At 60.9% G+C, this 25,787-nt stretch carries 22 protein-coding genes and 3 tRNA genes; 10 read left to right on the top strand and 15 right to left on the bottom strand.

The genetic code is table 11. From position 1 onward, the window contains the following. Positions 1-79 precede the first annotated feature (79 nt). The 6 genes from V6L81_RS12895 to V6L81_RS12870 form a co-directional block, all read right to left on the bottom strand. Positions 80-1,570, bottom strand: coding sequence for a DASS family sodium-coupled anion symporter (locus tag V6L81_RS12895; RefSeq protein ID WP_338659994.1), 1,491 nt, complete (start codon positions 1,568-1,570; stop codon positions 80-82). A 197-nt stretch (positions 1,571-1,767) separates the two neighbouring features. After that, positions 1,768-2,550, bottom strand: coding sequence for a TonB family protein (locus V6L81_RS12890; RefSeq protein ID WP_338659993.1), 783 nt, complete (start codon positions 2,548-2,550; stop codon positions 1,768-1,770). After that, positions 2,547-2,993, bottom strand: coding sequence for a protein TolR (gene tolR / locus V6L81_RS12885; protein WP_016780534.1), 447 nt, complete (start codon positions 2,991-2,993; stop codon positions 2,547-2,549). Before tolR ends, V6L81_RS12890 begins: the two co-directional genes overlap by 4 nt. A 14-nt stretch (positions 2,994-3,007) precedes the next feature. Further along, complete coding sequence (tolQ, locus tag V6L81_RS12880; protein WP_338659992.1) at positions 3,008-3,718, bottom strand: protein TolQ; 711 nt, start codon at positions 3,716-3,718, stop codon at positions 3,008-3,010. 48 nt (positions 3,719-3,766) lie between these two features. Next, on the bottom strand, positions 3,767-5,674 hold the full coding sequence (locus V6L81_RS12875; protein ID WP_338659991.1) for a phytase: 1,908 nt from the start codon (positions 5,672-5,674) through the stop codon (positions 3,767-3,769). A gap of 132 nt (positions 5,675-5,806) precedes the next feature. After that, the gene (locus V6L81_RS12870; RefSeq protein WP_338659990.1) at positions 5,807-8,341 is read right to left on the bottom strand and encodes a TonB-dependent receptor; all 2,535 of its coding nucleotides are present in this window, start codon (positions 8,339-8,341) and stop codon (positions 5,807-5,809) included. A gap of 468 nt (positions 8,342-8,809) precedes the next feature. On the opposite strand from V6L81_RS12870, the gene V6L81_RS12865 reads away from it, so the two are divergent. Together V6L81_RS12865 and V6L81_RS12860 are read left to right on the top strand one after the other, a co-directional pair. Further along, a complete protein-coding gene (locus tag V6L81_RS12865) occupies positions 8,810-9,730 on the top strand; it encodes a GGDEF domain-containing protein (RefSeq protein ID WP_095000597.1) in 921 nt (306 codons plus the stop codon). Further along, entirely contained in the window at positions 9,727-10,761 is a 1,035-nt protein-coding gene (locus V6L81_RS12860; RefSeq protein ID WP_338659989.1) for an AraC family transcriptional regulator ligand-binding domain-containing protein, read from the top strand. Before V6L81_RS12865 ends, V6L81_RS12860 begins: the two co-directional genes overlap by 4 nt. A gap of 157 nt (positions 10,762-10,918) precedes the next feature. On the opposite strand, the gene V6L81_RS12855 is transcribed toward V6L81_RS12860, so the two are convergent. Continuing rightward, positions 10,919-11,929, bottom strand: a complete 1,011-nt coding sequence (locus V6L81_RS12855) for an Ldh family oxidoreductase (RefSeq protein WP_133144457.1) — start codon at positions 11,927-11,929, stop codon at positions 10,919-10,921. 132 nt (positions 11,930-12,061) lie between these two features. On the opposite strand from V6L81_RS12855, the gene V6L81_RS12850 reads away from it, so the two are divergent. The 6 genes from V6L81_RS12850 (at position 12,062) to V6L81_RS12825 (ending at position 17,330) form a co-directional block, all read left to right on the top strand. After that, positions 12,062-12,937 (top strand): MurR/RpiR family transcriptional regulator, encoded by an 876-nt coding sequence (locus V6L81_RS12850; protein ID WP_095024524.1) that lies wholly within the window; start codon positions 12,062-12,064, stop codon positions 12,935-12,937. A 13-nt stretch (positions 12,938-12,950) separates the two neighbouring features. Beyond that, positions 12,951-13,706 (top strand): transporter substrate-binding domain-containing protein, encoded by a 756-nt coding sequence (locus V6L81_RS12845; protein WP_095000601.1) that lies wholly within the window; start codon positions 12,951-12,953, stop codon positions 13,704-13,706. A 104-nt stretch (positions 13,707-13,810) separates the two neighbouring features. After that, on the top strand, positions 13,811-14,530 hold the full coding sequence (locus V6L81_RS12840) for an ABC transporter permease (protein ID WP_095019762.1): 720 nt from the start codon (positions 13,811-13,813) through the stop codon (positions 14,528-14,530). Then, positions 14,527-15,237 (top strand): ABC transporter permease, encoded by a 711-nt coding sequence (locus V6L81_RS12835; RefSeq protein WP_338659988.1) that lies wholly within the window; start codon positions 14,527-14,529, stop codon positions 15,235-15,237. Before V6L81_RS12840 ends, V6L81_RS12835 begins: the two co-directional genes overlap by 4 nt. 49 nt (positions 15,238-15,286) lie before the next feature. Beyond that, on the top strand, positions 15,287-16,528 hold the full coding sequence (locus tag V6L81_RS12830) for an FAD-dependent oxidoreductase (RefSeq protein ID WP_150629341.1): 1,242 nt from the start codon (positions 15,287-15,289) through the stop codon (positions 16,526-16,528). A gap of 16 nt (positions 16,529-16,544) precedes the next feature. After that, positions 16,545-17,330, top strand: a complete 786-nt coding sequence (locus tag V6L81_RS12825) for an amino acid ABC transporter ATP-binding protein (RefSeq protein ID WP_095000605.1) — start codon at positions 16,545-16,547, stop codon at positions 17,328-17,330. A 122-nt stretch (positions 17,331-17,452) separates the two neighbouring features. Here V6L81_RS12825 and V6L81_RS12820 read toward each other — a convergent pair whose 3' ends face one another. Next, positions 17,453-19,489, bottom strand: a complete 2,037-nt coding sequence (locus V6L81_RS12820; protein ID WP_338659987.1) for an NADPH-dependent 2,4-dienoyl-CoA reductase — start codon at positions 19,487-19,489, stop codon at positions 17,453-17,455. Positions 19,490-19,699: 210 nt separating this feature from the next. Between V6L81_RS12820 and V6L81_RS12815 the strand changes: the two genes are divergently transcribed. Further along, a complete protein-coding gene (locus tag V6L81_RS12815) occupies positions 19,700-20,830 on the top strand; it encodes a carbon-nitrogen hydrolase family protein (protein ID WP_095025746.1) in 1,131 nt (376 codons plus the stop codon). A 4-nt stretch (positions 20,831-20,834) separates the two neighbouring features. Next, entirely contained in the window at positions 20,835-21,875 is a 1,041-nt protein-coding gene (locus V6L81_RS12810) for an AraC family transcriptional regulator (RefSeq protein WP_095019774.1), read from the top strand. 13 nt (positions 21,876-21,888) lie between these two features. Here the strand turns inward: V6L81_RS12810 and V6L81_RS12805 are convergent, their stop codons facing one another. The 7 genes from V6L81_RS12805 to V6L81_RS12775 all read right to left on the bottom strand — a co-directional run bounded on the left by V6L81_RS12805 (position 21,889) and on the right by V6L81_RS12775 (position 25,721). After that, a complete protein-coding gene (locus tag V6L81_RS12805) occupies positions 21,889-22,074 on the bottom strand; it encodes a hypothetical protein (RefSeq protein WP_130871641.1) in 186 nt (61 codons plus the stop codon). A 38-nt stretch (positions 22,075-22,112) separates the two neighbouring features. Then, complete coding sequence (locus V6L81_RS12800) at positions 22,113-22,952, bottom strand: DUF2242 domain-containing protein (RefSeq protein WP_095000608.1); 840 nt, start codon at positions 22,950-22,952, stop codon at positions 22,113-22,115. Between the two features lie 297 nt (positions 22,953-23,249). Continuing rightward, positions 23,250-23,326: transfer RNA gene (locus V6L81_RS12795), tRNA-Asp, on the bottom strand. A 102-nt stretch (positions 23,327-23,428) separates the two neighbouring features. Beyond that, positions 23,429-23,505, bottom strand: a tRNA-Asp gene (locus V6L81_RS12790). Positions 23,506-23,560: 55 nt separating this feature from the next. Continuing rightward, a tRNA-Val gene (locus V6L81_RS12785) sits at positions 23,561-23,636 on the bottom strand. 97 nt (positions 23,637-23,733) lie between these two features. Next, positions 23,734-24,501, bottom strand: a complete 768-nt coding sequence (locus tag V6L81_RS12780; protein WP_153400341.1) for an SDR family oxidoreductase — start codon at positions 24,499-24,501, stop codon at positions 23,734-23,736. 8 nt (positions 24,502-24,509) lie between these two features. Then, on the bottom strand, positions 24,510-25,721 hold the full coding sequence (locus V6L81_RS12775; RefSeq protein ID WP_322213123.1) for an O-succinylhomoserine sulfhydrylase: 1,212 nt from the start codon (positions 25,719-25,721) through the stop codon (positions 24,510-24,512). Positions 25,722-25,787 lie beyond the last annotated feature (66 nt).

The raw sequence follows: 25,787 nt of genomic DNA, 5'->3' as shown, positions 1-25,787 counted from the left end.
GCTCGCGATAGGAACGACGCGGTGTGTCTGTCAGACCGCAGTGCGCCCATCGCGGGCAAGCCCGCTCCCACCCACTGGGCTACATCCAGCCCAGCCAGCTCCAGTACGTGGCACCGAACAGCAGCATCAGCAGATAACCCACCGCCGTAACGATCAATCCGACCTTGGCGAACTGTTTCGCGGTAAAGGTCTGGGTGCCCAGGCACACCATATTTTGCGGGGCGTTGATCGGCAGGATAAAACCGTAGCTGACCACAAAGCCCAGCAACATGGTCATGCCCAGGCGGTTGAATTCACCCGGCAAGGTTTGCAGCACCGCGATCAGAATCGGCAGCAAGGCCGAGGTCAATGCCGTGGCACTGGCAAAGCCCAGGTGAATCAATATCAAAAACGCGCCCAGAATCGCAAAGATCCCCAGCGGCCCTACCTGATCCAGCCCGGTATTGGCCACCACCTGCCCGCCCAACCATTGCCCGGCCTGGGTGGTGAGCAAGGCCGTACCCAAACTGATACCCACCCCGAACACAATCACCGTGCCCCAGGGGATACGCGACTGCACGTCTTTCCAGGTCATCACGCCAAAGCGCGGCAGCAGCAAGAATACAAGGCCGGCATAGATGGTCGAAGTGGTGTCAAAACTGTGCAGTTTGCCCTCGGTGGCCCAGGCCAGCAGCAAGGCGATCGATACGCCCATCAGGCGCTTCTGCGGGCCGGTCATGGGGCCCAGTTCGGCCAGTGATTTTTCTACGGCCTCCTTGCCGCCGGGGATGCTGTCGCTCTCTGGCGGGAGCATTTTCAGCACCACAAACAGCAGCACCGCCGACATGATGATGGCCCAGGGTGCACCGGCGATCAGCCAGTCAAGCCAGTTCACCCGCGCACCGAGCATCTTGTCCATAAAGCCCACGGTCAGCAGGTTCTGTGCCGCCGCAGTTTGAATGCCGACATTCCAGATACTGGTGCCCTGGGCCACGACAATCATGATCCCGGCAGCAATGTTGGAGCGTTTGTCCACACCGAAGGCCAGGATCACCCCCATCATGATCGGTACCACGCAGGCACTGCGCGCCGTGGCACTGGGCACCACCAGGCTGAGCAAAATGGTGACCGCAATCGCCCCCAGCAAAATGCGTCGGGTGCTGGTGCCAATACGCGACAAGGTGACCAGGGCAATGCGCCGGTCAAGGCCGGTGTGGGTCATGGCAGCCGCGATAAAAAGGGCGCCCGCCACCAGGGCCAGGGCAGCATTGGAAAACCCGGTCAGGGCCATGGTGATGCCAGCAGAGGTGCCGTAAAGCCTGGACGGGTCCGCCAGGGTGGGCGCCATGCCGATCAGGAACGCCATCAGCGAGGTGATCATGATGGCACTGGCTTCGTACGACACCGCTTCAGTGATCCATACCACCACGGCAAATGCCAGGATCGCCAGCATGCGATGACCGGCTACCGGCAAGTCGGCGGGCAGTGGCAGCAGCAGGATGCCGATCATGACCAGGACTGCTATCACCAGACCAATGGGAAGTTTTGCTTTTGCCGTAGCCGGCGTGGGGCTGGTTGCAGGCGCATTCATGGCCATCTCCTTGAGCTTGAAAACCCGTGGAGCATAGGTCAAGAGCAGCGGATGGGTTTTGATATTGATCAGCTCAGAGGCACCCTCACCCCAACCCTCTCCCAGAGGGAGAGGGAGCTGACCGCACGCGGATTCAAACTCAACGCCAATCAGTCCCCTCTCCCTCTGGGAGAGGGTTAGGGTGAGGGGGCTTTGGGCTACTGGATCTTGTAGTGAAAGGTATTACGCACCCCCGGCACCGTCACCGCCTGGCCATCGACCATGCGTGGCTGGTAGCGGAACGTCGCCGCCGCCACTAAAGACGGCCGGATAAACGCCGGGTGACAGTTGCCCACCACTTTGGGGTTGTCGACCTTGCCCTGGGGCGTTACCGAGTACTCCACCGTGCAATCGCCCTGAATGCCCTTGTCCAGTGCCCGTTGCGGGTAGTCCGGGGCTTGTTTGCTGATGGGCAGGTACTGACGCACATCCGCCGCAGCGGCCTGTTGCGCTCGGCGGGCATTATCCGCCGCTGCAACCCGGGCCTGTTCAGCCACGGCCTGCTGACGCTGGGCTTCAACCTGTTCGGCGCGCTGCTGCGCGGCTTTTTGCTGCTCCACTTGCGCCTGCTTCTGCTCCTCGACCCGCTTGCGCGCCAGTGCCGCCTGTTCCAGTTTGCGCGCCTGGATCTGCGGGTCCACTTTAGGCTTCACCACCTCGGGCCTGGCCTCAACCACCGGTGCCGGAGTCACCACCGGCAGCGGCTCCGGCGCAGGAGGCGCCATTACCGGTTCGGCGGGCAGCATCACCAGCCGGGTTTTCAGGGTCGATGGCACAGGCTCCGGCAGCGATTGCTCCATGCTCCAGCCCAGCACCAGGAACGCCACCACAGCGCTGTGCAGAGCCACGCTGACCACCAGCGCCTGGCTGTTATGCCACATCCGCGACCAGGGCAACGGCTGTGCAGGCGCCAGCTCGCCGTGCATCAACGCGGCACTCATTGTGGCGCCTCGGTCACCAGCCCCAGGTTGCTCACGCCACCTTGCTGCAGGGCCGCCATCGCCTTGACCACGCTGCCATAACCCGCCTCGTTGTCGGCGCGGATATACACCTGGGTGTTGCTGTCCTGCGCCACCACCTGGCCGACCTTGGCCTGCAACTCTTCAAGGCTGACGGCGCTGTCGGTCTGGTTCTTGGTGTCCAGTTCACTGCCCAGGTTCCAGTAGTAGCCACCTTCGGCCTTGACTGACAGAGTGAGGATTTTTTGCTGGCTGTCATTGACCAGGGCTTCACTGGCCACTTTCGGCAGTTCGATTTTCACCCCCTGGGTCAACATCGGCGCGGTCACCATAAAGATCACCAGCAGCACCAGCATCACGTCGATGTAAGGCACTACGTTCATTTCGGCCTTGGGCCCGTGTTTGCGCTGTGGTCGAGCAAGCATGATGAAACTCCCTTTCAAGCGACGGCGGACATGTTCCGCGAACCGGCATGCAGGCTGCGGTACAAGCGCATCTGCACTTCATTGCCGAGGCTGTAGTAACGGGTCAGCAGGGTCTGGCCACGGGCCGAGAAACGGTTGTAGGCGATCACGGCCGGGATCGCCGCAAACAGGCCGATGGCGGTGGCGATCAGGGCTTCGGCGATGCCCGGGGCGACGGTGGACAGGGTCGCCTGTTGCACCTGGGACAGGCCGATAAAGGAGTTCATGATCCCCCACACGGTACCGAAGAGTCCGATATAGGGGCTCACCGAGCCGACGGTCGCGAGAAACTGCAGGCCTTTCTCCAGGCGAATCTCCTGCTCGCTGATGGCCACATACAGCGCCCGCTCCACCCCTTGCATCACGCCTTCGGCATCCACTCCCGGCTGCTGCTTGAGTTGGGCGTATTCACTGTAGGCAGCGGCGAATACTTGCTCGGCACCGGCATCTTCCTGGCTGGCGTCGCGGCTTTCGCGGTACAGGGCATTGAGCTCGCCCTGGCCACGCAGGCGCCCGGCAAAGTTGTCCATGTCGCGCTCGCTACGGCGCAGGATGGCGCTGCGGCGCACAATCAGAAACCAGCTCAACAGCGAGGCCAGCAGCAGGATCAGCATCACCCCCTTGACTAGCAGACTCGCGTCGCTGATCAGGCCCCAGATCGTCATATGTTCCATGGTTGCGTGCATGTTGTTGCTCCAGTAAAGGGGTATTTATAAGCGTCTTAAATGACCGGGTTATGGCAAGTGCAGGGCCTTGGCCACTTCAGCCCAGGGGATGTACTTGAAGTTCTGCGCCTGCTCGGGCATGCGTTTGCGACCGTCCTGAACCACCAACATGCCTTTGTGCCACGGGCCGCCGAGGTTGGCCGAGGTCACTTCCAGGCCATCGGTTTCCGACGCGCCGTCGATGCCCGCCGCCGCATTGACCCCCACCCGGAACGCACCGCGCAGGGCATACGGCGGCTCGGCATCGACCACCACATAGCTGTCGTTGCCCTGGCTCGAGATCACCAGGTAGTTGTCTTTGTCGGTCTGGTACAGGCCCATGCCTTCGATATCGTCATGCACCTGTTCACCCACCCTGATCACGCTGGTGAGCGTGGCCGGTTGGTCAGGCCGGGCATCCACCGCCCACACCGCCACATCCTCCTCACCGAGGAACAGCCGCTGGTTGCGATCGTCCGCTACGCAGCCTTCGGGTTGGCTGGCCACCTTGAACTGGCGCACCAGCTCGCCCTGCACCTTGTCGCCCTTGGCGTACAAGCGGTGCTGCACAAAAGTGCCGTCCTTGTCGTTGGTGAAACTGTAGATCTCGCCGGTAGGGGCCTTGAACAGGCACAGGCCGTAAATATCGGTGACCGGCGTGGCAATCTCGCCCGCTTCCTGCAAGGTGCCGGTGGCGCGGTCGATGCTGAACACGCTGAGGCTGTTGTGATCGCGATTGGTTGCCACGGCCAGATCCACAGTGCGTCCGCCCAGCTCGAAACCCGGGCGCACATCGACGTTGTTCAGGCGGCCCACAGGCAGATGCTGCACGCGTTTGCCCTGCAGGTCGTACACCTCAAGGCCCTGCTGCTTGTTGGTGCCCAGTACCCGGCTCAGCGCAGGGGTTTTCGGGTGTACCCAGATGGCCGGGTCATCCGCGGCATCACCCTGGCTCATCACCACGTCGGTTTGCACCGCAGGTTTTACGCTGACCAGCACAGGGGGGTGGCTGGCCGGGGTGGCCTTCCAGTCCAATGCGCCTTCGTACATTTTGCTGCTGGCACCGTCCTGCACCAGCAGTTGCAGGCCATGCGGCGTCTGACGCAGGGCCAGATGCTCCGGCTCGCGGACCCCGGCCAGGGGCAAGCTGGCAACGGCTGCCCAGCCCTTGCCCTGCTGCTGATACAGATTCAGTTGTGCCGCCTCGGGATCGAGGCCGAGCATACCGCCCGGCACCAGGGCCATGTCCCCGGTGGATTTTTTTACGTTGCCAAATGGCTCGACCATCGCCACCGGCACACGCTCGACGTCGGCCTCGGCATGGGCCGGGTAGGCCCACCAACCGACATTCTCTTCGTTGACGAAGAGGTTCTGCGCGGCGTCATCGACCTTGCAGAACTTGGCCTGCGGCGGCAGGGGCAGGCTGCGCACCAGCAGCGGCGTCGGCAAACGGCGGTTGTCAGCGGCAACCAGCCATTGCTCGCCCCTGCCCTCTTCACCTACGGTAAACAGGTAGATATTGCTCGCGTCGTCCTGGTACAGGCACACGCCATTCACCGCGTAGTCGCGGGTGGGCAGATAGGATGGCGCCTGCCATTGATGGCTCTTGGGGTCGAGATTGAACAGCGCAACCTGCTGCTTGTCCTTGTCGTTACTGGCCACCAGCACCTGGTCGCCCAGGGCGCGGCTGTCCAGCCCGGCAAAGGTGCCCTGGACCCGGCTCAGGGTGTTGCCCTGTTTATCAAGCAACAGCAGGCCTTCACGCTTGCTTGCCGCCAGGCGCTCGTCACCTGTGCTACCGGGTAAAAAGCTCAGGGCCTGGGCCTTGCTGGTGGACCATTGCTGCAATGTCGGGGCAGCAATATCGGTAGCTGCCTGGACGCTGCCTGCGGTCAGGCAGGCCAGCAAGGGCAGGATGCGGGGTTTGCGTGTGAACATGAGTGATCAATCCTGAATTCTGTTCAAAAAAACAATGGCGCTTCAGTGGGAGCGAGCCTGCTCGCGAAGGTCTCAACATCACTTACGGCCTTCGCGAGCAGGCTCGCTCCCACAAGGGGGGACATCGAAGCCTTAAAAATGGGTGTAGGTCAGGCCCAGTGAGTAGGTCGGGCCGTATTCTTCGTACTGGTTGTTGAAGCGGCTGTTGCCGCTGTACGTGAAGTACGGCTGGTCCGTAAGGTTCTGGGCGTCGAACTTGACTTGCAGGTTCTTGGTCAGCGAGTAGCGGGCACTGAAGTCGACAAAGGTCTGGGCATTGACATAGGTGTCATGGGCCTTGTCGTTGACCCCGGCCAGTTCGTAGAGGTAGTCCGACTTGTAGTTGGCCGACAGGCGCAGGCTCAGCTTGTCGTCTTCCCAGCCGAGCATCAGGTTGCCGACGGTCTTGGACTGGTTGGGCAAATCGATATCGCGCTTGAGGCTGGCTCCGGTCGCTGCGTCAACGCCCTTGATACTGGCATTGGAGCGGCTGAACGTGCTGTTGGCGCCCAGGATCAAACCGTTCCAGGGTGACGGCAGCCAGTCGAACTTCTGCGAGTAGGCCAGTTCCAGACCATAGAGCTTGGCACTGTCGCCGTTGGCATAGCTGTGGGCTTCGGTGAAGTCGACCCACTCGCCGCTGCCCGCCAGGTCGTTGTTGTAGACGAAGTTTTTAATGTCTTTGTAGAAGAGGAACGCCGACACCGTGCCCGCCTGCCCCATAAAGTGCTCGATGCCAAGGTCGAAGTTGCTCGATTCCAGCGGCTTGAGGTTGGGGTTGCCGAACTCGGCTTTGTCATCTTCGATAACAAAGCCCGGGGCTAGCTGGCCAAAGGTCGGGCGCACGACGGTGTTGGTCCAGGCCGCCCGCACCTGGGTGTTTTTCGCCAACTGATAGCGCGCATGCAGGCCCGGCAGCCAGTGGTGGTAATCGCGCTGGGTGTTTTGGTCTGCAAAGACGCCATCGCGCACGCCCGTACCCTTGGCCTCGAACTCGGTGCCCTCGTAGCGCATGCCGGCGATAAAGCGCCAGTCATCGATATCCAGGGTGTTCATCAGGTAGGCCGCATTGATGTCTTCGCGCATCTTGAAGTCATTGGCCCGCGAGTCCTGCTCGTTGTAGAAGTCGTTGCGGTTGAGGCCGCCGATCAGGTCCTTGATCGCCCCGCCGCTGATGCCCGGGCCGTACTGGCCAAGGTTGTAGTGCAGGTTGCCCTTGTTGAACGCATTGAGGCTCAGTTGCTCGTCGCTGAAACCCAGGTCGGAGAAGTCCTTGTAGGTCCAGGCATTGAGATCGTTGTCCTTGTTGCGCCGGCTGACCTTGCCGCCAAACTTGACCTGGGAGGCATAGCCCTGCACGTCGTAGTCGCGGGCCAGGTCCAGGCGGATATTTTTCTCGGTGTCCTTGGTGTGCTGCTCTTGCCAGTCCACCTTGTCGAGGCTGAAGTTGGTCGGGTCATAAAAGCCTGCGCCGATGATCGGCCGGGGCTTTTCGGTGTCGTAGAAACCGCCGTTGCCAATGCTCGAGCTGCCCTTGAACGTTGCGCCGGCGATTCCCCCCGGGTTGTCTTCGCTGGACTCGCTGTAACCGGCCTGTCCGCTGAGGGTCCACAGGCCCATGGTGCGTTCGCCGCCGAATACGTAGGACTGGATTTCCTGGGTTTCCTCGCGCTGCTTGAGCTTGCGCTTGGTCTTGGTTTTACCCACCTCGTCTTCGGCCTGGGGGTCGGAGAATTCAAAGGCGGTGGAGTTGCGGGTTTCGTTGTCCTCAAAGCGGCTGTACAGGGTGCGCAGGTACAGACTGGTGTCGTCGTCGGGCTTGTAATCAAAGTTGAGGCCGCCACCGGCACGCTCGCGGCTGATCTCGTAAACACGCTGTTCAAAGCTGTTCAGACGGGCGCCGTCGGTGAAATCCCAATCGCCGCCGGTTTCGACGTTGTCGGAGCGAAAGTCGCGCTTGTTCCAGCTCAGGGCTGCGGCCACACCGAAGTTGTCGACACCGTCACCCAGGCTGAAACGGTCGCTGATGGCGCCCGACACCTTGGGGCTGGTCTTGTGGCTGTTCTTGTTGTACCCGGCCTCGGTGCTGCCGGTGAAGAACAGGCCGTCATGGTCGAAGGCCGAGAGGCTTTGTACGTCTACCGTGCCACCCAGGGAGTTGGCGTCCATATCCGGGGTCAGGGTCTTGATCACCGACAGCGACTGCACCAGTTCCGAGGGCAAGACGTCCAGGGCCACGGCGCGGCGGGCGCTTTCCGGGGACGGTACCAGGGTGCCGTTGATGGTCACGCTGTTGAGGTCCGGGCCCAGGCCACGCACGCTGACAAAGCGGCCTTCGCCCTGATCGCGCTCAATGCTGATACCGGGCAGGCGCTGCACCGCCTCGGCCACGTTGGCGTCGGGCAACTGCGCCACGCCATCGGCATGCACCACGCTTTCGATGGTGTCCGAGTTGCGTTGTTGCTTGAGTGCCTTGTCCAGGCTGACGGCCTGACCGACTACCTCGACGTGTTCAGTGGCACCGATGGCCGATGTTTCGGCGGCGCTCAAACGTTCGCTGGCGATTGCCAGGGCCAATGCACTGACCGTAAAGCCGACCCACTGCGCCTTGCTGCGACACTTGTACATGTTGGTGCTCCCCCAAAATCGCACGTCAGGCCGGGCAAATGGCCCGACAACTTGGGAGCGAAAGCTAGGGTCGGCGGATGACAGCGCTGTGACAGTGTTCGGCGAAACGCCCGAAACAAAAGGTTTCAAGCAGTGAGAAAGGGGTAAATGAGCTGATTTGACCTGATTACGAAAGGATCGCCCCCCGTAGCAGCTGCCGAAGGAACGAGGCTGCGTTCGACGACGGAGTCGTCGTAAAATCAGGTTGTGCGGTATTTAAGGTCAGTCCGACACCCCGCATTTACGAGTGCTGCGCAATCGAACGCAGCCTCGCTCCTTCGGCAGCTGCTACGAAATCGGGGGCAACCACGGGCTTACGTTTATCTTTTTTGCACAGCACACCTGAGCTGATTCGACCCGCAAGCCCCGTCATACAGTTGTCACACCGCTCTGCTCTGCTGACCGGCAATAGGTTTGGGTAGAACTGTGATGACTTGGTTAAACGTCCTTAAACACCATCGCTACAAGCTTGGTTTACTGCTGCTGGCTGCCAATGCCGCGGTACTGCTCAACCTGGCATTCGGCACGCCCAAGGCCTTCAGCGAATGGCACTGGCTGGATATCTTCGGCGAAGGCGGCACCGCCCTGTTTATGCTGTTCTGGCTGGGGCTGGTGATTAAAAGCCGGCCCACCGGGCGGGTCACCAACTACCTGGCGTACGGCCTGTGCTTTATGTTTTTTTCCTGGTGGGTGGATGTGCTCGACGAGTTTATCCGCCTGCCCAAACATATTGGCTGGGATCACTGGATGGAGTCGGCACCCATGCCCGTCGGCATGATTCTGCTGACCATCGGCCTGTTTCATTGGCACCGCGAGCAGCAGGCTATCAATCAACAGATGGAGAAGCGCGAGCGGGTATTTCGCGAGCACCGGCTGTTCGACAAACTCACCCCCCTGGGCGGCGCCGGTTACCTCAAGCACCAGGTCAGCGACTGCCTGGCGCAAAGCGTCGAGCAGCAACAGCCGCTGTCACTGCTGGCGCTGGATATCGACGATTTCACGTCCATCAACCAGCATTACGGCCACGCCGAAGGTGATGCCGTGTTGCAGGCCCTCAGCCAGTTGCTGCTGCTCAACCTGCGTCGCCACGATCTGCTCTGCAGGCTGGCCGGTGACCGTTTTGTGGTGCTGTTGCCCAATACCGGCGAGAGTCAGGCCCGCCTGCTGGCGCTGGAACTGCAGCAGGCGGTGCAGAGCCTGGCCCACAAAACCCGCCAACAGGGTGAACGGGTGTATCTGTCGGCCAGTACCGCGGTGGTGATGGCCGTCAACGAAGCGCCCGATGAGCTGCTCAAGCGCCTGAACCTGACACTGGTGCGGGCCAAGCCGCCACGGAGCAAACGCGCATGATCCTGGACAGCCGCTGGTACGAAGCCGACAGCCGCTTTATTGCCGGGCACTATCAACCTGCGACCCTGATTGATCTGGCGTTGTCGCGGGATATCGACAGCCATCGCCTGCTGCGCGGTACCGGGCTGTTTTACGAGGACATCGTCGCCGGGCACACGCGTCTCAGCCCCCAGCAGTGTTTTACCCTGATCGCCAATGCACAACGCTTACTCGAAGCCGATGACAGCAGTTTTCTGTTTGGCCAGCGCCTGTGGCCGGGGCATTACGGCCCGGCCAGCCACGCCCTGCAGCAGGCACAGAACCTGCAGCAGGCCCTGGAAACCCTGATTCATCACCGCGCCCTGCTCAGCCCCTTGCTCACCCCGCGGCTGTTGCTGGACGACAAATACGCCTATGTGTACTGGCTCGACAGTTGTGGGGCCCAGGAGCAATTGCGTTTTGTACTGGAGGCCAGTATGACGGCGCTGATGGCCATGAGTCAGTGGCTCAGTGGCGAGCGCCTGCCGTGGGAATGCAGTTTCAGCCATGCCGAGCCGCATTATGTGGAGCAGTACTGGGTACATCTGGGGGAGAACACCCAGTTTGGCTGCCAACTGGACATGATGCGCCTGCCCCGTGAATACCTGACCCGGCCCTGGCCGAATGCCTCGGCCATTGCCCGCCAAGTGGCCTATCAACAGGCACAGGAGCAGTTGCACAGCCTGGGCTTTCGCGCCAGCCTGCTTGACCGGCTGTATGTGTACTTGCGCAACAATGCCCGGGAGGCTCCGGGCCTTGAGCAGGCCGCGCAGCATTTTTCGGTGAGCCAGGCCACCCTCAAGCGCAAGCTGAACAAGCACGGCACCCACTTTCAGGCCCAGCAGGATCAGGCGCGCAAGCATATGGCGCTGTATCTTTACCAGATCAAGGGGCTGAGCAATGAAGCGGTGGCCGAGTACCTGAACTTCAACGACCCGGCGAACTTTCGCCGGGCCCTGAAACGCTGGACGGGGTGTACGCCCAATCTGATACGGCAGTTTCTGGCGTTGTAAGCCACTCCCCAAACCTGATGCGCGCAGGTGGATTGTGGGAGCGGGCTTGCTCGCGATGCAGGCCACGCCGGTTATCTGGCAAACCGCGGTGATGCTATCGCGAGCAAGCCCGCTCCCACAGGTTTAGCGGCGTTTACCAAACGGATCCTTGGCGCAGTTACCCCGCCAGCTCACGCAACCTGGCCAACTCTTCAGCCCCCAGCGGGATGCCTTCGCTCAACGATTTGGCCCGCTCGATAAAGCGCCGGTCACCCGGCATGCGCTCAAGCCCTACTGCATGCATCTGCCGAACCAGTTCTGCGCTGCGCTGGGCAAAGCTGTTGCCGCCAGATTTGCTCGGGTCGATCACGATCAGCAATTGGCCGGTCCACGGGGTTTGTGCACCCGGGTGTTTCGACCAGTCAAACTCAAACGAGAAATTACCCCCCGTCAGCGCCGCCGCCAGCAACTCGACCATCATCGACAGCGCCGAGCCCTTGTGCCCGCCAAAAGGCAGCAAAGCGCCGCCGTCGAGGATGGCTTTCGGGTCTTCAGTGGGCTCACCCTGCTTGTCTACGCCCATGCCAGCAGGCAACGAGTGGCCTTTACGAGCGGCAATTTGCACGTCGCCGTGGGCAATCGCACTGGTGGCCAGGTCGAATACGATCGGATTGCCATCCGCACAGGGTGCGGCAAAGGCAATCGGGTTGGTGCCAAACAACGGTTTTTGTGCACCGTGAGGCACTACGCAGGTCATGCTGTTGACCACGCTCAAGGCCACCAGGCCTTCTTCGGCAAACGGCTCGACATCCGGCCAGAGCGCGGCGAAGTGATGGGAGTTACGAATCGCCAGCACCGCAATCCCGGCACTGCGGGCTTTTGCCACCAGCAACTCGCGGGCGGCCGCCAATGCAGGCTGGGCAAAGCCCCCCGCCGCATCCACGCGGATAAACCCGCTGGCAACGTCTTCTACAACCGGCACCGCCTGGCCATTGACCCAGTTGCTGGCCAGTGATGACAGATAACCCGGAATGCGGAATACCCCATGGCTATAGGAACCATCGCGCTGCGCCCGGGCGCAGTTGTCCGCCAGTACCCCGGCAACCTCCGGCGAGGTGCCATGACGCTCAAAAATCCGTTGCAGCAAGGCGGTCAATTCGGCGAGGGAAAGCGACTGCGTGGATGACATTCTGGGGCTCCAGTCTGATTATTTTTGTCTGAGGCAAACTATCCTTCGATGACAGTTATCTGTCAATTGTTGACTTAATGACAGAAAACATTCACTTTCTGCAACGCGCTGAAATAAAAACAGGAAGCAGTCGTGAGCCAGCCGATTAAACAACGCCTTGAAAGCAGTCTGTCAACCGCCGCCCCCTCGGGCCGGGCGATTGCCAGCTACATGCTGGCCAATCTCTACGAGCTGCCCTTTCAGACCGCCGCCGACATCGCCAGCAAACTGGGGGTCAGCGAGTCCAGTGTGGGGCGCTTTTGCCGTGCCCTGGGCTACAGCCATTTCAAGGATTTGAAAAACGATCTCAAGGACGACCTGGGCGATGGCCCGTGGCTGGTCGGTGATCGCTTGCAAGAATTCCGCCAGCAGTCGAGCCAGAGCCCGCAGGCCCTGCCGCGCAGCTTCGAGCTGGAAGTCGGGGCGCTGGTCAAGGTCTACGAATACAGCCTCACCCCGCAGTGGCGTGCCGTCAGCCAGCGCCTGGCCACGCGGCCCAAGGTGTTTGTCGCAGGCTTCCAGACCGAGCGCGGAATCGCCGCCTCGATGGTGCATTTACTGCAATACCTGCGCGATGGCGTGCAGCTGGTCGACGGCGCCGCCGGGCATTACGCCGATGTACTGCTGTGCCCGCCCGCAGACTGCGCCCTGGTGGTGTTTGAAGCCCGTCGCTACTCGCGCCACGCCCAGTTGTTGTGCCGCAAGGCACGCGAGGCCGGTATCGAGGTCACGCTGGTCACCGATACCTTCTGCGACTGGGCCGACCAGAGCGCCAATGAAGTGTTTCGCGTGCCCACCGAGTTCAACCTGTTCTGGGAGTCCACCGCGGCCATGCTGTCGCTGGTGCATTTGCTGATCAATGAAGTGTGCAAACAACTGGGGCCTGACGTTGAAAAGCGTCTTGAGGCAACCGCGGCCTTACACAATGAGTTCGTGGGCTACACATCCTCACCCGGATCAAAACAATAAAACGAGGTGCTAGATGAAATACGTCATTCGCTTTGCAAGTGCATGCGCACTGGTGGCCGCCGTTGCAGCCAACGCTCAGGCCGACACGCTGACTATCGCCACCGAAGGCGCCTACCCTCCCTTCAACACCACCAACTCGGACGGCACGGTGTCCGGCTTTGACGTCGACATCACCAATGCCCTGTGCGAGCGCATGAACGCGCAATGCAAGATCGTTGCCCAGGACTGGGACGGTATTATCCCGGGGCTGATGGCGAAAAAATACGACGCCATCGTCGCGTCGATGATCGTGACCGATGAACGCAAAAAGAAGATCGCGTTTACCAATCACTACTACCGCACCCCGCTGTCGATCGCCGTGCCTAAAGACTCTGATATCACCGATGCGCAGATCGACTTCAAGGGCCGCACCATCGGTGCCCAGGGCGCTGCAACCCAGGGCATCTACGCCGAAGACCACTACGAAAAAGCCGGCGCCAAGCTCAACCTGTACCCGACCCTGGACGAGGCCAACGCCGAGCTGAAAAACGGTCGTGTCGATGCGGTGATTGCCGACAAATTCCCGCTGCTGGAATGGATCAACAAAGCCAGCGACGACTGCTGCAAAATCATCGGTGACGTCAACGGCACCAATGCCGACGCCGCCATTGCCGTACGCCAGAGCGATACCGTGCTGCGCGAGCGCTTCAACAAGGCGCTGGACGAAATCGTGGCTGACGGCACCTATAAAAAGATCAGCAGCAAGTACTTCGACTTCGACATTTACTGAGTCGCCTGCCCTCGCTTGAGGGCCTCCCTGCCAATGACCCTGCCCTGCGCACGTAACGTGCGCAGTGGCTGAATTTCGGCCCACTTTTGCCCGGGGATTCGAGCATGCTCGATCAACTCTCACTTCTTTCTTTTGCCAGTGGCGGCTGGGGCTCGGCGTTGCTCGCCGGCGCGCTGGTGACCATTGCCCTGGCCTTGAGCTGCCTGCCTATCGGCTTGCCCCTGGGCCTGGTCGTGGCGGTGGCGGCACGCTCGAAAAACCGTTGGCTGCGGGCGTGGGCGACGACCTTTTCCACGGTCTTTCGTGGTTTGCCGGAACTGCTGACCCTGCTGATCATTTATTACGGCTGCCAGATCGCCGCACAAAAGCTGCTCGCCATGATGGGCTACGACGCGCAGGTGACGATCAATACCTTCGTCGCTGCGATGGTGGCTTTCAGCCTGGTATTTGCCGCCTTCTCGAGCGAGATCTGGCTGGGTGCGTTTAAAACCATTCCCAAGGGCCAGTTCGAAGCGGCCTCGGCACTGGGCCTGAGCAAATTCACCACCTTTCGCAAGGTGGTACTGCCACAACTGGCACGCATCGCCCTGCCGGGGCTGTCGAACAACTGGCTGTCGCTGCTCAAGGACACCTCGCTGGTGTCGACCATTTCCCTGGTGGACCTGATGCGCCAGACCAACCTGGCGGTCAGCGTGACCAAAGAGCCGATGCTGTTCTACACCGTCGCCTGCCTGGGCTATCTGTTTTTCTCGGCCATTTCCGGGCGTCTGTTCGCCTTCCTTGAACGCTACTTCAGCCGCCATCAACGGAGCGCGCAGCCATGAGTCTGGCGGATCTGCAAAACATGTTTCTCAACCCCGACCTGCTGGAACGCTACGGCCCACGGTTTATCGACGGGCTGCTGGTCACCGGCAAACTGGTAGCGATTTCCTTTACCCTGGGGGCTTTGTTCGGTTTGCTGATCGCCCTGGGGCGTTTGTCGAGCAACCGCTTCTTGCGCAGTTTTACCGGTGCCTACGTGTACTTTTTCCGCGGCTCACCGCTGCTGGCGCAACTGTTTTTGCTGTACTACGGCCTCGGCTCGTTCAAGGGCTTCTGGCAGGACGTGGGCCTGTGGTGGTTTTTCCGCGATGCGTGGTTCTGCACCCTGCTGGCTTTCACCCTCAACACGGCGGCGTACCAGGCCGAGATCCTGCGCGGCAGTATCCTCTCCGTGGCCCAGGGCCAGCGTGAGGCCTGCAAAGCGCTGAACCTGTCGCGCTGGACCACCTTTCGCAAGATCATTCTGCCGCAATCGTTGCTGGTGGCCATCGGCCCGCTGGGCAATGAACTGATCCTGATGATCAAGGCCAGTGCGATTGCCTCGCTGGTAACCATTTACGACCTGATGGGCGTGACCAAGATGGCGTTTTCGCGCAGTTTCGACTTTCAGGTCTACCTGTGGGCCGCCGTGCTGTATCTGCTGATCGTGGAAGTGGTGCGGCGCAGCCTGAAACTGATCGAAGGCCGCCTCGGCCGCCATTTGCAGTAAGCCCATTGCCCGGGCTGCGCACACGGCCCCCTGTTTTAAGGATTTGTTTATGCACTGCGACACTATCGTTCTGGGCGCCGGCATTGTCGGCGTCAGTACCGCGTTGCAACTCCAGGCTCGTGGGCGCAGCGTCGTGCTGCTTGACCGCGCCCAGCCAGGCAGCGGCACCAGCCACGGCAATGCCGGGTTGATCGAGCGCGCCAGCGTGATCCCCTATTCGTTCCCGCGGGAACTTTCACGCCTGTTGCGCTATGGCCTCAACCAGCAATCGGACGTGCGCTACAGCCTCAAGCACCTGCCCAAGGCCGGGCCGTGGCTGTTGAAGTACTGGCAGCAATCCGCTCCCAAGGCGCTGGCCAGGGCCACCCGGGCCATGCTGCCGCTGATTGAACAATGCGTCAGCGAACACGACTTGCTGGCCGAGCCGGCCGGGGTGACTGCCCTGATCGATGACAGCGGCTGGATCGAGGTCTATCGCACCCAGACCGACTTCGACAAGGCCCAACGCGATGCGGCGGCTCTGAGCGACTACAGGCTCAACTACCGGGTACTGGGCGAACAGCAGGTGCACGCCCTGGAGCCGGGCCTGCATAACGATGTGATCGGAGGCATTCACTGGCTCGATCCCAAGACCGTCAGTGACCCGGGCGGCCTGACCCGGGGTTATGCCGAATTGTTTGTAAAGCGTGGAGGCACCTTTGTCATCGGTGACGCCACCAGCCTGCGGGCAACGGCCGGGCAATGGCAGGTCGAGAGCCAGAAGGGCCTGATCGTCGGCAACGAAGTGGTGATTGCCCTCGGCCCGCAAGCACGGGCGATTTTCGAACCGCTGGGCTATCGCATTCCCCTGGCAATCAAGCGCGGCTATCACATGCATTACGCGGCCAAAGACGGCCACACCATGCAGCACCCGATTCTGGATTCGGTGGGCGGTTATGTGCTGGCACCGATGGTGGGCGGTATTCGCCTGACTACCGGGATCGAATTTGCCGACAGCGATGACCCGATCAACGAAATCCAGTTGCGCCGCTGCGAGGAGCGCGCCCAACGCCTGTACCCGTTGGGTGAGCGTGTGGATGCCGAACCCTGGCTGGGCCGGCGCCCGTGCCTGCCGGACATGTGCCCGGTGATTGGCCCTGGCAGCCGCCACAAGGGCCTGTGGTTCAACTTTGGCCACGCCCACCACGGCCTGACCCTGGGCCCGGTCAGCGGGCGTCTGCTGGCCGAAATGATGACCGGGGAAAAACCTTTCACCGACCCTGCGCCCTACAGCGCCGAGCGTTTTCACTGATCACTGGAGACACACCATGCTTGCACAACCTGCTTACGTTCATCCTGTGTCGCCAGTCACTGACACCCGCAAGGTCGTCGTGGATATCGCCGGGCTGAACAAATATTACAGCGCTTTTCACGTGCTCAAGGGCATCGACCTGAAGGTGCGCGAAGGTGAACGCATTGTGCTGTGCGGCCCGTCCGGCTCTGGCAAGTCGACGCTGATCCGCTGCATCAACCGCCTGGAAATCGCCGAGCAGGGTCGCATCCTGATCAACGACACCGACCTGGCACTGCCAACCCGTGAAGCGGCGAAAGTGCGCAGTGAGATCGGTATGGTGTTCCAGCATTTCAACCTGTTCCCGCACATGAGTGTGCTGGACAACTGCATCCTGGCGCCGATGTCGGTGCGCGGCCTGTCGCGCAAGAAAGCCATCGAACTGGCCCAGCATTTTTTGACCAAGGTTGGCATTGCCAGCCAGGCTGATAAATACCCGAGCCAGTTGTCCGGCGGCCAGCAGCAACGTGTGGCCATTGCCCGGGCGTTGTGCATGGAACCGAAAATCATGTTGTTCGATGAGCCGACTTCGGCGCTGGACCCGGAAATGGTCAGCGAAGTGCTGGATGTGATGGTCAACCTGGCGGGCAGTGGCATGACCATGTTGTGCGTGACCCATGAAATGGGTTTTGCCCGGCAGGTGGCGGAGCGGGTGTTGTTCCTGGATGGCGGCATGGTGATTGAAGACTCGCCGCCCGAGGAGTTTTTCAACGCCCCGAAAAGCCCGCGGGCCAAGGCGTTTTTAGCCCAGATCGTGCATTAAGAGCAAAGCCCCTCACCCCAACCCTCTCCCAAAGTGAGAGGGGGCTAAAGGCCAAAGCAGATCTTCGCAACGCCACAAATCAGTCCCCTCTCCCTCCGGGAGAGGGTTAGGGTGAGGGCGCTTTACAACTGCGCCGCCAATCTCGACCCCTGGTCAATCGCACGCTTGGCATCCAGTTCCGCCGCCACATCGGCACCGCCGATCAAATGCACGCTCTGCCCCGCTGCAACCAGGCCATCCTGCAACTCACGCAACGGATCCTGCCCCGCGCAAATCACAATATTGTCTACAGGCAATACCTGCGGCTCGCCCTCGCCAATACGCACATGCAAACCGGCATCGTCGATGCTCAGGTATTCCACGCTGTTGAGCATCTGCACCTGCTTGTTTTTCAGCCCGGCGCGATGGATCCAGCCAGTGGTCTTGCCCAGCCCGTCACCCACCTTGCTGGCCTTGCGTTGCAGCAAGTACACCTGACGCGCCGGGGCATGCACCTGAGGCTTGATCCCGGCCACACCGCCGCGAGCCTCAAGCTCGGTGTCGATGCCCCACTCTTTCCAGAACGCTTCACGGTCCTGGCTGGTAGACACCCCCTGGTGCACCAGAAACTCCGACACGTCAAAACCAATACCGCCCGCGCCAATCACTGCAACCTTACCGCCCACCGGCTTGCGCTCCAGGATCACGTCCAGATAGCTCAGAACCTTGGGGTGGTCGATACCCGGGATCGCCGGCGTGCGCGGTGCGATGCCGGTGGCCAGGATGATTTCGTCAAATTTGCCTTCGACCAGTTGCTGCACATCCACCCGGGTGTTCAGGCACACCTCGACACCGGTGGTTTGCAGTTTGCGCTTGAAGTAACGCAGGGTTTCAAAGAACTCTTCCTTGCCCGGTATGCGCTTGGCCACATTGAACTGCCCGCCAATCTCGCTGGCTGCGTCAAACAGCACCACTTCATGCCCGCGCTCAGCCGCCACGCTAGCCGCAGACAGCCCGGCCGGGCCGGCACCGACCACGGCGATTTTTTTCACCGCAATGGTCGGCAAATAATTGAGTTCGGTTTCGTGGCAGGCTCGGGGATTGACCAGGCAACTGGTCAGCTTGCCGCCGAAGGTGTGGTCCAGGCAGGCCTGGTTGCAGCCGATGCAGGTGTTGATCTCATCACTGCGCCCGGCAGCCGCCTTGTTGACGAACTCCGGATCAGCCAGGAATGGCCGCGCCATCGACACCATATCGGCATCGCCTTCGGCCAGGATCTGCTCGGCGATTTCCGGAGTGTTGATGCGGTTGGTGGTGATCAGCGGCACACTCACCGAACCGCGCAGCTTGGCGGTGACTTTGCTGAAAGCCGCACGGGGTACCTTGGTGGCGATGGTCGGGATGCGCGCTTCATGCCAGCCAATACCGGTGTTGATCAGGGTCGCACCGGCCGATTCGACCGCCTTGGCCAGTTGCACGATCTCTTCCCAGACGCTGCCGCCTGCCACCAGATCGAGCATCGACAGACGATAGATAATGATGAAATTCGGGCCAACGGCTTCGCGCACGCGACGCACGATTTCCACCGGCAGGCGCATGCGGTTTTCGTAGCTGCCACCCCAGCGGTCAGTACGCTGGTTGGTGTGCGCCGCCAGGAACTGGTTAATCAGGTAACCCTCGGACCCCATGATTTCGACACCGTCATACCCGGCACTCTGGGCCAGCCTGGCGCAGGTCACGAAGTCGCTGATCTGCTTTTCGATGCCCTCTTCATCCAGCTCCCTGGGTTTGAACGGGTTGATCGGCGCCTGGATCGCACTCGGCGCGACCTGGCGCGGGCTGTAGGCATAACGCCCGGCGTGGAGGATCTGCAGGCAGATCTTGCCGTCGGCATCGTGTACTGCGCGGGTCACAACCACATGCTTTTCGGCCTCTTCCACCGTACTCAGCTTGGCTGCACCGCTGTACACCCCACCCTCGTCGTTGGGCGCAATGCCGCCCGTGACGATCAGGCCCACGCCACCGCGGGCACGCTCGGCAAAGTAGGCGGCCATGCGCTCAAAGCCACCGGGCTTTTCTTCCAGGCCGGTGTGCATCGAGCCCATCAGGCTGCGGTTGCGCAAAGTGGTAAAACCCAGATCCAGCGGGGCGAGCAAGTGCGGGTAGCGAGTGGCGGTCATCAGTAGGCTCCACAACGGGCGAAATCACGGAACGCGGGATGCTCTGCGGCTCCCGTCGTTGATCTGAGGCACAGTAAAGACTCAACCGACCCCACTCAATGACCCAAAGTTACAAATTATTAACCCAAATGCGCAGCCCCCCTTGGCAAGCCAACAACCGCCGCCTACCCTGTAGATTGAATTCCGCTGAAAGCTGTCTGTTTTATTTATATGCGCAAAATAATTGGCTGCACCTTACTGATTGCCCTCTTTGCTGCTGCAGGCGGTTATGCCTGGTGGACCACGCAACGGGATGTTGGCCACTACCTTTCTGACTTGCGCATCGAACTCGCGATTAACGAGGGTGTGAATAATGATCGCGGCAACCTGCTGGGCATCGAGCCCGACCTGTCACCCCGCGACTACCAAAGCCTGGCGCTGGTCCATCTGAAACTGGCGGCCTACTTGAACAGCGCCCGCGATGCCGGGCTGATCAACGGCAAAACCGTAGTGGTACTGCCGGAACATATCGGTTCCTGGTTGATGTTTCGCGGTGAAAAAAACCAGCTGTATCAAGCCGCCAACCTCAATCAAGCGATGCACTGGCTGGCCATCAGCAACCCGCTGGCCTTTGCCAATGCGTGGTTGCGCGCTGACGGCGAAAGCCGGGTCAACGATGCTCATCTGCGCATGAAAGCCAACAGCATGGCCGACGATTACCAGACCCTGTTTGGCGGCCTGGCCAAAGAGTTCGGGGTAACCCTGGTGGCCGGCAGCATCGCCTTGCCCGACCCGCGCATTGAACACGGCAAACTGCTGGTCGGCACCGGCGCGTTATACAACAGCAGCGTGGTGTTTGACCGCGAGGGTGCCGCCATCGGCACTCCGCAGCGCCAATTGCTGCCCACCTATGAAGAACAGAGCTATATCCAGCCCAGCCCCGATCATGAGCTGAATGTGGTCGACACCCCGGCCGGGCGCCTGGGCATCCTGATCGGCAGCGACAGCTGGTACCCCGAGAACTACCGCACGCTGAACGAAAAAGGCGCGCAACTGATCGCAGTGCCCGCGTTTATCGTCGGCAAGACCACCTGGGACAAGCCCTGGGGCGGTTACAAAAGCGTGTCGACGCCCAGTGAAATCAGCCTCAAGCCCGGCGAAGTCACTGAGGGCGATGCCTGGCATCGCCTGACCTTCACCAGCAGCCTGCCCATCAGCACCGCCAACGCTGGCGTCACCGTGTTCTTGCGCGGCAAGTTCTGGGACAAGCACAGCACCGGCCAGGGCTTTATCAGCCGCAACGGCCAGACCAGCCCGGACCAGCCTGGCAGCGGTGCACGACTGCTGAACCTCTGGTTATAGAATGATGAAACCGCTGCCGATGCGTCTGGGCGATCTATCGGTCGGGTTCGTTCAGTCCCTGGCCGACGCCGTGCGCAGTTGCGGCCACGACCCGGCCCCCCTGCTCGACCAGTTCGGCCTTGACCCAGCCCGTCTGGCCCAGCCTCTGGCACGCCTGTCGATCCCGCGCTATATGCGCCTGGGCCACGCCGCAATTATGCTGACCGGCGAGCCGGCACTGGGCCTGCGTATGGGCCAACTCAGCCGTCTGGGCCAGGTGGGCCTGGCCGGCGTCACTGCAGCCCAGGCACCCACAGTGCGCGAAGCGGCCCGCACCCTGATACGTTTCGAACCCTTGTACGGCTCCAACTACCGCGGGCAGTCAAGCCTGCACGAAGACGCCCAGGGTGCCTGGCTGCGGTTTTACTCCATCAGCCCGTACAACGCCTATAACCGCTTTGTGGTGGACTCGATCATTGCCGGCTGGTTGCAGCACCTGTCCGCGGTTGCAGCCCGGCCCTTGAGCTGCGAGCAGATCGATATCGAATTCAGCGAACCGGATTACGCCCAATGCTACAACGGGCTGGGCAGCTCGACCCTGCAGTTTCGTGCAGAAACCAACCAGCTGCGCCTCAATCACGCCACCCTCGACCTGCGCAACCCGCAGCACTGCCCCAGCACCTGGGCCTACCTGCTGCAACTGTGTGAGCGCGAACTGGAGCAAATGACCCGCACCCGCAGCCTGCGCGAGCGCATTACGCAACTGCTGGGGCCTTTGCTCAATGGCGGCCGCGAACCCGACCTTGAAGAAGTGGCGGCACGCCTCAAGCTGCCGACCTGGACCTTGCGCCGCAAGCTGGCCGAAGAAGGCACGCAATTTCGCGCCATTCTCAACGACACACGCCGCGACCTCGCCATGACCTATATCCGTGATACGGAGCTGGCCTTCGGCGAAATCGCTTATTTGTTGGGGTTTGCCTCAGCCGAGGCGTTTCAGCGGGCCTTCAAGCGCTGGAATGCGCAGACGCCGGGAGAATACCGACGGCGTCAGCGCCAGACTGCCTGATGCTGCACCGGGCTCAAAGCTCAGTCGCATCGTCGGCAGGTTCCAGTGGGTCCAGTTCAAAGGCCTGGTATTCAAGCAGCTCTTCCTGATAGTCGTCCATACAGCATCCTTTTTCAGTCTGTTTGTTTAAGTCATGCCTGAGCATAAAGTGCCCGCATGAAGGAAAAATGACACCTTCGCGGGCACTGTCAATACTCATCGTTAAACGTAGCAGAGCTTTTGAGATTTACTGCACAGTTATTGAACGGGGGAAGGCTCTACGGCGGCAGGTACGGGGGTGATGGCAGGTTCGGTCACAGGCTCGACCACAGGCGTGACTGGCGCCACAACTGCAGGTACCGTTACCGGGGCCTCCAGCACAGGTAGAACAGGTTCGGCTGCGGCCGGGGGCAGCAGCACAGGCTCGCTGGCAGGCGCCACAACTGGCTCGGGCACAATAACCGGCTGGGGTGCAGGCACAATCACTTCAGTCGGCACTGGCGCAGGCTCAGGCACGCCCAGATCAGGCTTGGCTTTTTGCGGCGCCTTTACCGCTTTCACGACTTCCTTGGGCTTGGGCAGGAACACTTCGACCAGGCCAAAAAAACGGTCATAGAACTGCGCCGAAGACACCGTCTCGCTGGCGACTTTGACCATCGAATCATCGGTTGAACCAATCGGCATCGACACCGAACCCAGCACACCGACACCCAGACTGGCAGAGTTGTTGACTTTCTTCAGGGCGTAACGGTCCTGCAGCGCATTGGCAAACATGGTGGCGTGATGCTCAGAACCGCCATCGTCGGCACACACAATGTTGAAGCTGATCTCCAGATGGCTTTCGCCGGTTTGCTGGAAGCTCTTGTGGCCGCTGATCATTTTCGGGTCATTGCTGGTGATGATATAGCCCTGGCTAAGCAAGGCGCGCCGCGCTGATTCGCAGGCTGTCTTGTCGGTCACCGGGTAATTGCGCGAGAACGTACCGGAGTCATCGAAGTTTTCATGTTCATAGATGGCAGTTTTCTTCGACGAGCAACCTGCCAGGCCAGTCAGCACGAGAGCGACTACCACGGCACGCACGGGGAATGACATAAGCATTGAAAATCCTGAAGAGAACGGTACGGGGCGTATTGTGCATCAAGTGGTGATAATCGCGGGCAGTTTGTCGCGTCTGATCGTGGATCGCGGCCTGAAACCGCATTCGACCCCACTGTGGGAGCGAGCCTGCTCGCGAAGGCGCCAAGAGCTTCGCGGTTATCCGGCAAGTCCGGCATCTTCGCGAGCAGGCTCGCTCCCACAGTGGCTGGGTCCGTACAAAATCCCGGGCACAAAAAAAGCGACCCTGGGGTCGCTTTTTTTGTAGCTTCAGGGAGTTCAAGGGCCCTGAAGCAAATATGGCGCAGCGGACGGGACTCGAACCCGCGACCCCCGGCGTGACAGGCCGGTATTCTAACCGACTGAACTACCGCTGCGTATCGCTCGGACTTGCGTCCGTTTGAAACTTTTAAAACCTGTGACTGAAGAGCTTCGGTGCTTTTCAATCGCAAACCAGGCGAACCTGATTTGTACAAATATGGCGCAGCGGACGGGACTCGAACCCGCGACCCCCGGCGTGACAGGCCGGTATTCTAACCGACTGAACTACCGCTGCGCGTCGGTGGCAGCTCCTTTCGGAACGACCTTTCTCTTGCGAGAATCTCAAGAAGTGGTGGGTGATGACGGGATCGAACCGCCGACCCTCTGCTTGTAAGGCAGATGCTCTCCCAGCTGAGCTAATCACCCTTTGCTTCGTTGAGGCCGCGAAATTTACGCACCTATCGAAGCTAAGTCAAGGACAAGATTGGTTTTTTTCAAAACAAGCAAAAATAGTGGCATGGCCTTAATCGCCATAGATCATCTTCTTGCTCATGCCGCCATCCACCACAAACTCCTGACCCGTGACAAAACCGGAGTTGCGCGACAACAACCAGGCAACCATCGCGGCAACGTCCTCCACAACCCCTGCCCTGCCAGCAGGGTGCTGAGCGTGATCGGCGTCCGTCAACGGCGCTGCACGCCTTACAGATGGATCACGGGCGTCGATCCAGCCCGGGCTTACAGCATTGACCCTGATTTGCGGGCCAAGGCTGATGGCCAGCGCATGGGTCAATGCCAGCAACCCGCCCTTGCTTGCCACGTAAGCCTCGGTATCAGGCTCCGACTGGCGGGCACGGGTGGAAGCCAGGTTGACGATCGCCCCGCAATGGGCACGCAGATACGGCGCACAATGCTTGGCCAGCAACATCGGCCCGGTGAGATTGACCGCCAGCACGCGGTTCCACTGCTCCAGATCGAGGCTTTCCAGGGGCGTGTTGTGCGGGTCCGCAATCGCGGCGTTGCACACCAGCCCGTCCAGCCGTCCGAACTGCCCCAGCACTTGCGCGACACACTGGATGACATCGTCTTCAACCGACACATCCATGCGCACAAACCAGGCACTGTCGCCCAGCGCCTTGGCCACTTTTGTGCCCCGGGCGCGGTCAATGTCGCTGAGCACCACTTGCCAGCCTTCACTGACCAGCCAGGCTGCAATGCCCAGGCCAATGCCCCGCGCAGCACCGGTGACCAGTGCTACACGGCCATTGCCGCTTACCGGCGCCTCGAGCATCCAGTCGGTCACAGCGCGGCCAGGCCTCGTGCGAGGTCGGCTTGCAGGTCAGTGACATCTTCCAGGCCTACGGCGATGCGGATCAGGCTGTCACGAATACCGGCCGCTTCACGCTCTTGCGGTGCCAGGCGACCATGGGAAGTGGTCGCCGGATGAGTAATCGTGGTTTTGCTGTCACCCAGGTTGGCAGTGATCGAGATCAGACGTGTCGCGTCGATAAAGCGCCACGCGCCTTCTTTGCCGCCCTTGACCTCAAAACTGACCACGGCACCAAAGCCGCGCTGCTGGCGCTGGGCCAATTCGTACTGTGGATGGCTCTTGAGACCGGCGTAGTGAACCTTCTCTACGCCATCCTGCTGCTCCAGCCACTCGGCCAGGGCCTGGGCACTGGCGCAGTGAGCGCGCATGCGCAGGTTGAGGGTCTCCAGACCCTTGAGGAAGATCCACGCATTGAACGGGCTCAGAGTCGGCCCGGCGGTACGCAGGAAACCGACGATTTCTTTCATCAGCTCGCCACGACCGGCCACTACCCCACCCATGCAACGACCCTGGCCATCGATGAACTTGGTTGCCGAATGCACCACGATGTCTGCACCCAGCTTCAGCGGCTGCTGCAAGGCTGGCGTGCAAAAGCAGTTGTCGACCACCAGCAAGGCACCCTTGGCGTGGGCGATTTCAGCCAGCGCGGCGATATCGACCAGCTCGGCCAGCGGGTTGGACGGCGACTCGACAAACAGCAGCTTGGTGTTGGACTTGATCGCCGCGTCCCAGCCAGCCAGTTCGGCCAACGGCACGTAATCGACCTGCACGCCAAAGCGCTTGAAGTACTTCTCAAACAGGCTGATGGTCGAACCGAACACACTGCGCGAGACCAGGATATGGTCGCCGGCGCTGCACAGGCTCATCACCACCGACAGAATGGCTGCCATGCCCGTCGCCGTGGCTACAGCCTGCTCGGCACCTTCAAGGGCGGCGATGCGCTCTTCGAAAGCACGAACGGTGGGGTTGGTGTAACGCGAATAAACATTGCCTGCCACCTCGCCCGAGAACCGCGCTGCCGCGTCTGCCGCTGTGCGGAACACGTAGCTGGAGGTCAGGAACATTGCATCACCGTGCTCACCTTCCGGCGTACGGTGCTGGCCAGCACGCACCGCCAGGGTGTCGAACGCTACGCCCTCAAGGTCGCTGTCCAGCCGACCCGCATCCCAATCCTGACTCATGCTGCCCACTCCTTGCTCTACTTTGTATTGGATAAACGCAAACCGGCCCATCAGGGCCGGTTTGGT

Source organism: Pseudomonas bubulae (genome assembly GCF_037023725.1).
GTDB lineage: Bacteria > Pseudomonadota > Gammaproteobacteria > Pseudomonadales > Pseudomonadaceae > Aquipseudomonas > Aquipseudomonas bubulae.
The sequence above is the reverse complement of the archived record's forward strand: the minus strand, read 5'-3'. Positions and strand labels throughout refer to the sequence as shown.

Coding starts and splice junctions, on each gene's coding strand:
- tolR (WP_016780534.1), bottom strand. CDS start 2,993: ATGCTTGCTCGACCACAGCGCAAACACGGGCCCAAGGCCGAAATGAAC.
- V6L81_RS12840 (WP_095019762.1), top strand. CDS start 13,811: ATGCTCGATCAACTCTCACTTCTTTCTTTTGCCAGTGGCGGCTGGGGC.
- V6L81_RS12805 (WP_130871641.1), bottom strand. CDS start 22,074: ATGAGTATTGACAGTGCCCGCGAAGGTGTCATTTTTCCTTCATGCGGG.
- V6L81_RS12865 (WP_095000597.1), top strand. CDS start 8,810: ATGACTTGGTTAAACGTCCTTAAACACCATCGCTACAAGCTTGGTTTA.
- V6L81_RS12780 (WP_153400341.1), bottom strand. CDS start 24,501: ATGCTCGAGGCGCCGGTAAGCGGCAATGGCCGTGTAGCACTGGTCACC.
- V6L81_RS12825 (WP_095000605.1), top strand. CDS start 16,545: ATGCTTGCACAACCTGCTTACGTTCATCCTGTGTCGCCAGTCACTGAC.
- V6L81_RS12820 (WP_338659987.1), bottom strand. CDS start 19,489: ATGACCGCCACTCGCTACCCGCACTTGCTCGCCCCGCTGGATCTGGGT.
- V6L81_RS12800 (WP_095000608.1), bottom strand. CDS start 22,952: ATGCTTATGTCATTCCCCGTGCGTGCCGTGGTAGTCGCTCTCGTGCTG.
- V6L81_RS12830 (WP_150629341.1), top strand. CDS start 15,287: ATGCACTGCGACACTATCGTTCTGGGCGCCGGCATTGTCGGCGTCAGT.
- V6L81_RS12890 (WP_338659993.1), bottom strand. CDS start 2,550: ATGAGTGCCGCGTTGATGCACGGCGAGCTGGCGCCTGCACAGCCGTTG.
- V6L81_RS12775 (WP_322213123.1), bottom strand. CDS start 25,721: ATGAGTCAGGATTGGGATGCGGGTCGGCTGGACAGCGACCTTGAGGGC.
- V6L81_RS12815 (WP_095025746.1), top strand. CDS start 19,700: ATGCGCAAAATAATTGGCTGCACCTTACTGATTGCCCTCTTTGCTGCT.
- V6L81_RS12895 (WP_338659994.1), bottom strand. CDS start 1,570: ATGAATGCGCCTGCAACCAGCCCCACGCCGGCTACGGCAAAAGCAAAA.
- V6L81_RS12810 (WP_095019774.1), top strand. CDS start 20,835: ATGAAACCGCTGCCGATGCGTCTGGGCGATCTATCGGTCGGGTTCGTT.
- V6L81_RS12845 (WP_095000601.1), top strand. CDS start 12,951: ATGAAATACGTCATTCGCTTTGCAAGTGCATGCGCACTGGTGGCCGCC.
- V6L81_RS12855 (WP_133144457.1), bottom strand. CDS start 11,929: ATGTCATCCACGCAGTCGCTTTCCCTCGCCGAATTGACCGCCTTGCTG.
- tolQ (WP_338659992.1), bottom strand. CDS start 3,718: ATGCACGCAACCATGGAACATATGACGATCTGGGGCCTGATCAGCGAC.
- V6L81_RS12860 (WP_338659989.1), top strand. CDS start 9,727: ATGATCCTGGACAGCCGCTGGTACGAAGCCGACAGCCGCTTTATTGCC.
- V6L81_RS12835 (WP_338659988.1), top strand. CDS start 14,527: ATGAGTCTGGCGGATCTGCAAAACATGTTTCTCAACCCCGACCTGCTG.
- V6L81_RS12875 (WP_338659991.1), bottom strand. CDS start 5,674: ATGTTCACACGCAAACCCCGCATCCTGCCCTTGCTGGCCTGCCTGACC.
- V6L81_RS12870 (WP_338659990.1), bottom strand. CDS start 8,341: ATGTACAAGTGTCGCAGCAAGGCGCAGTGGGTCGGCTTTACGGTCAGT.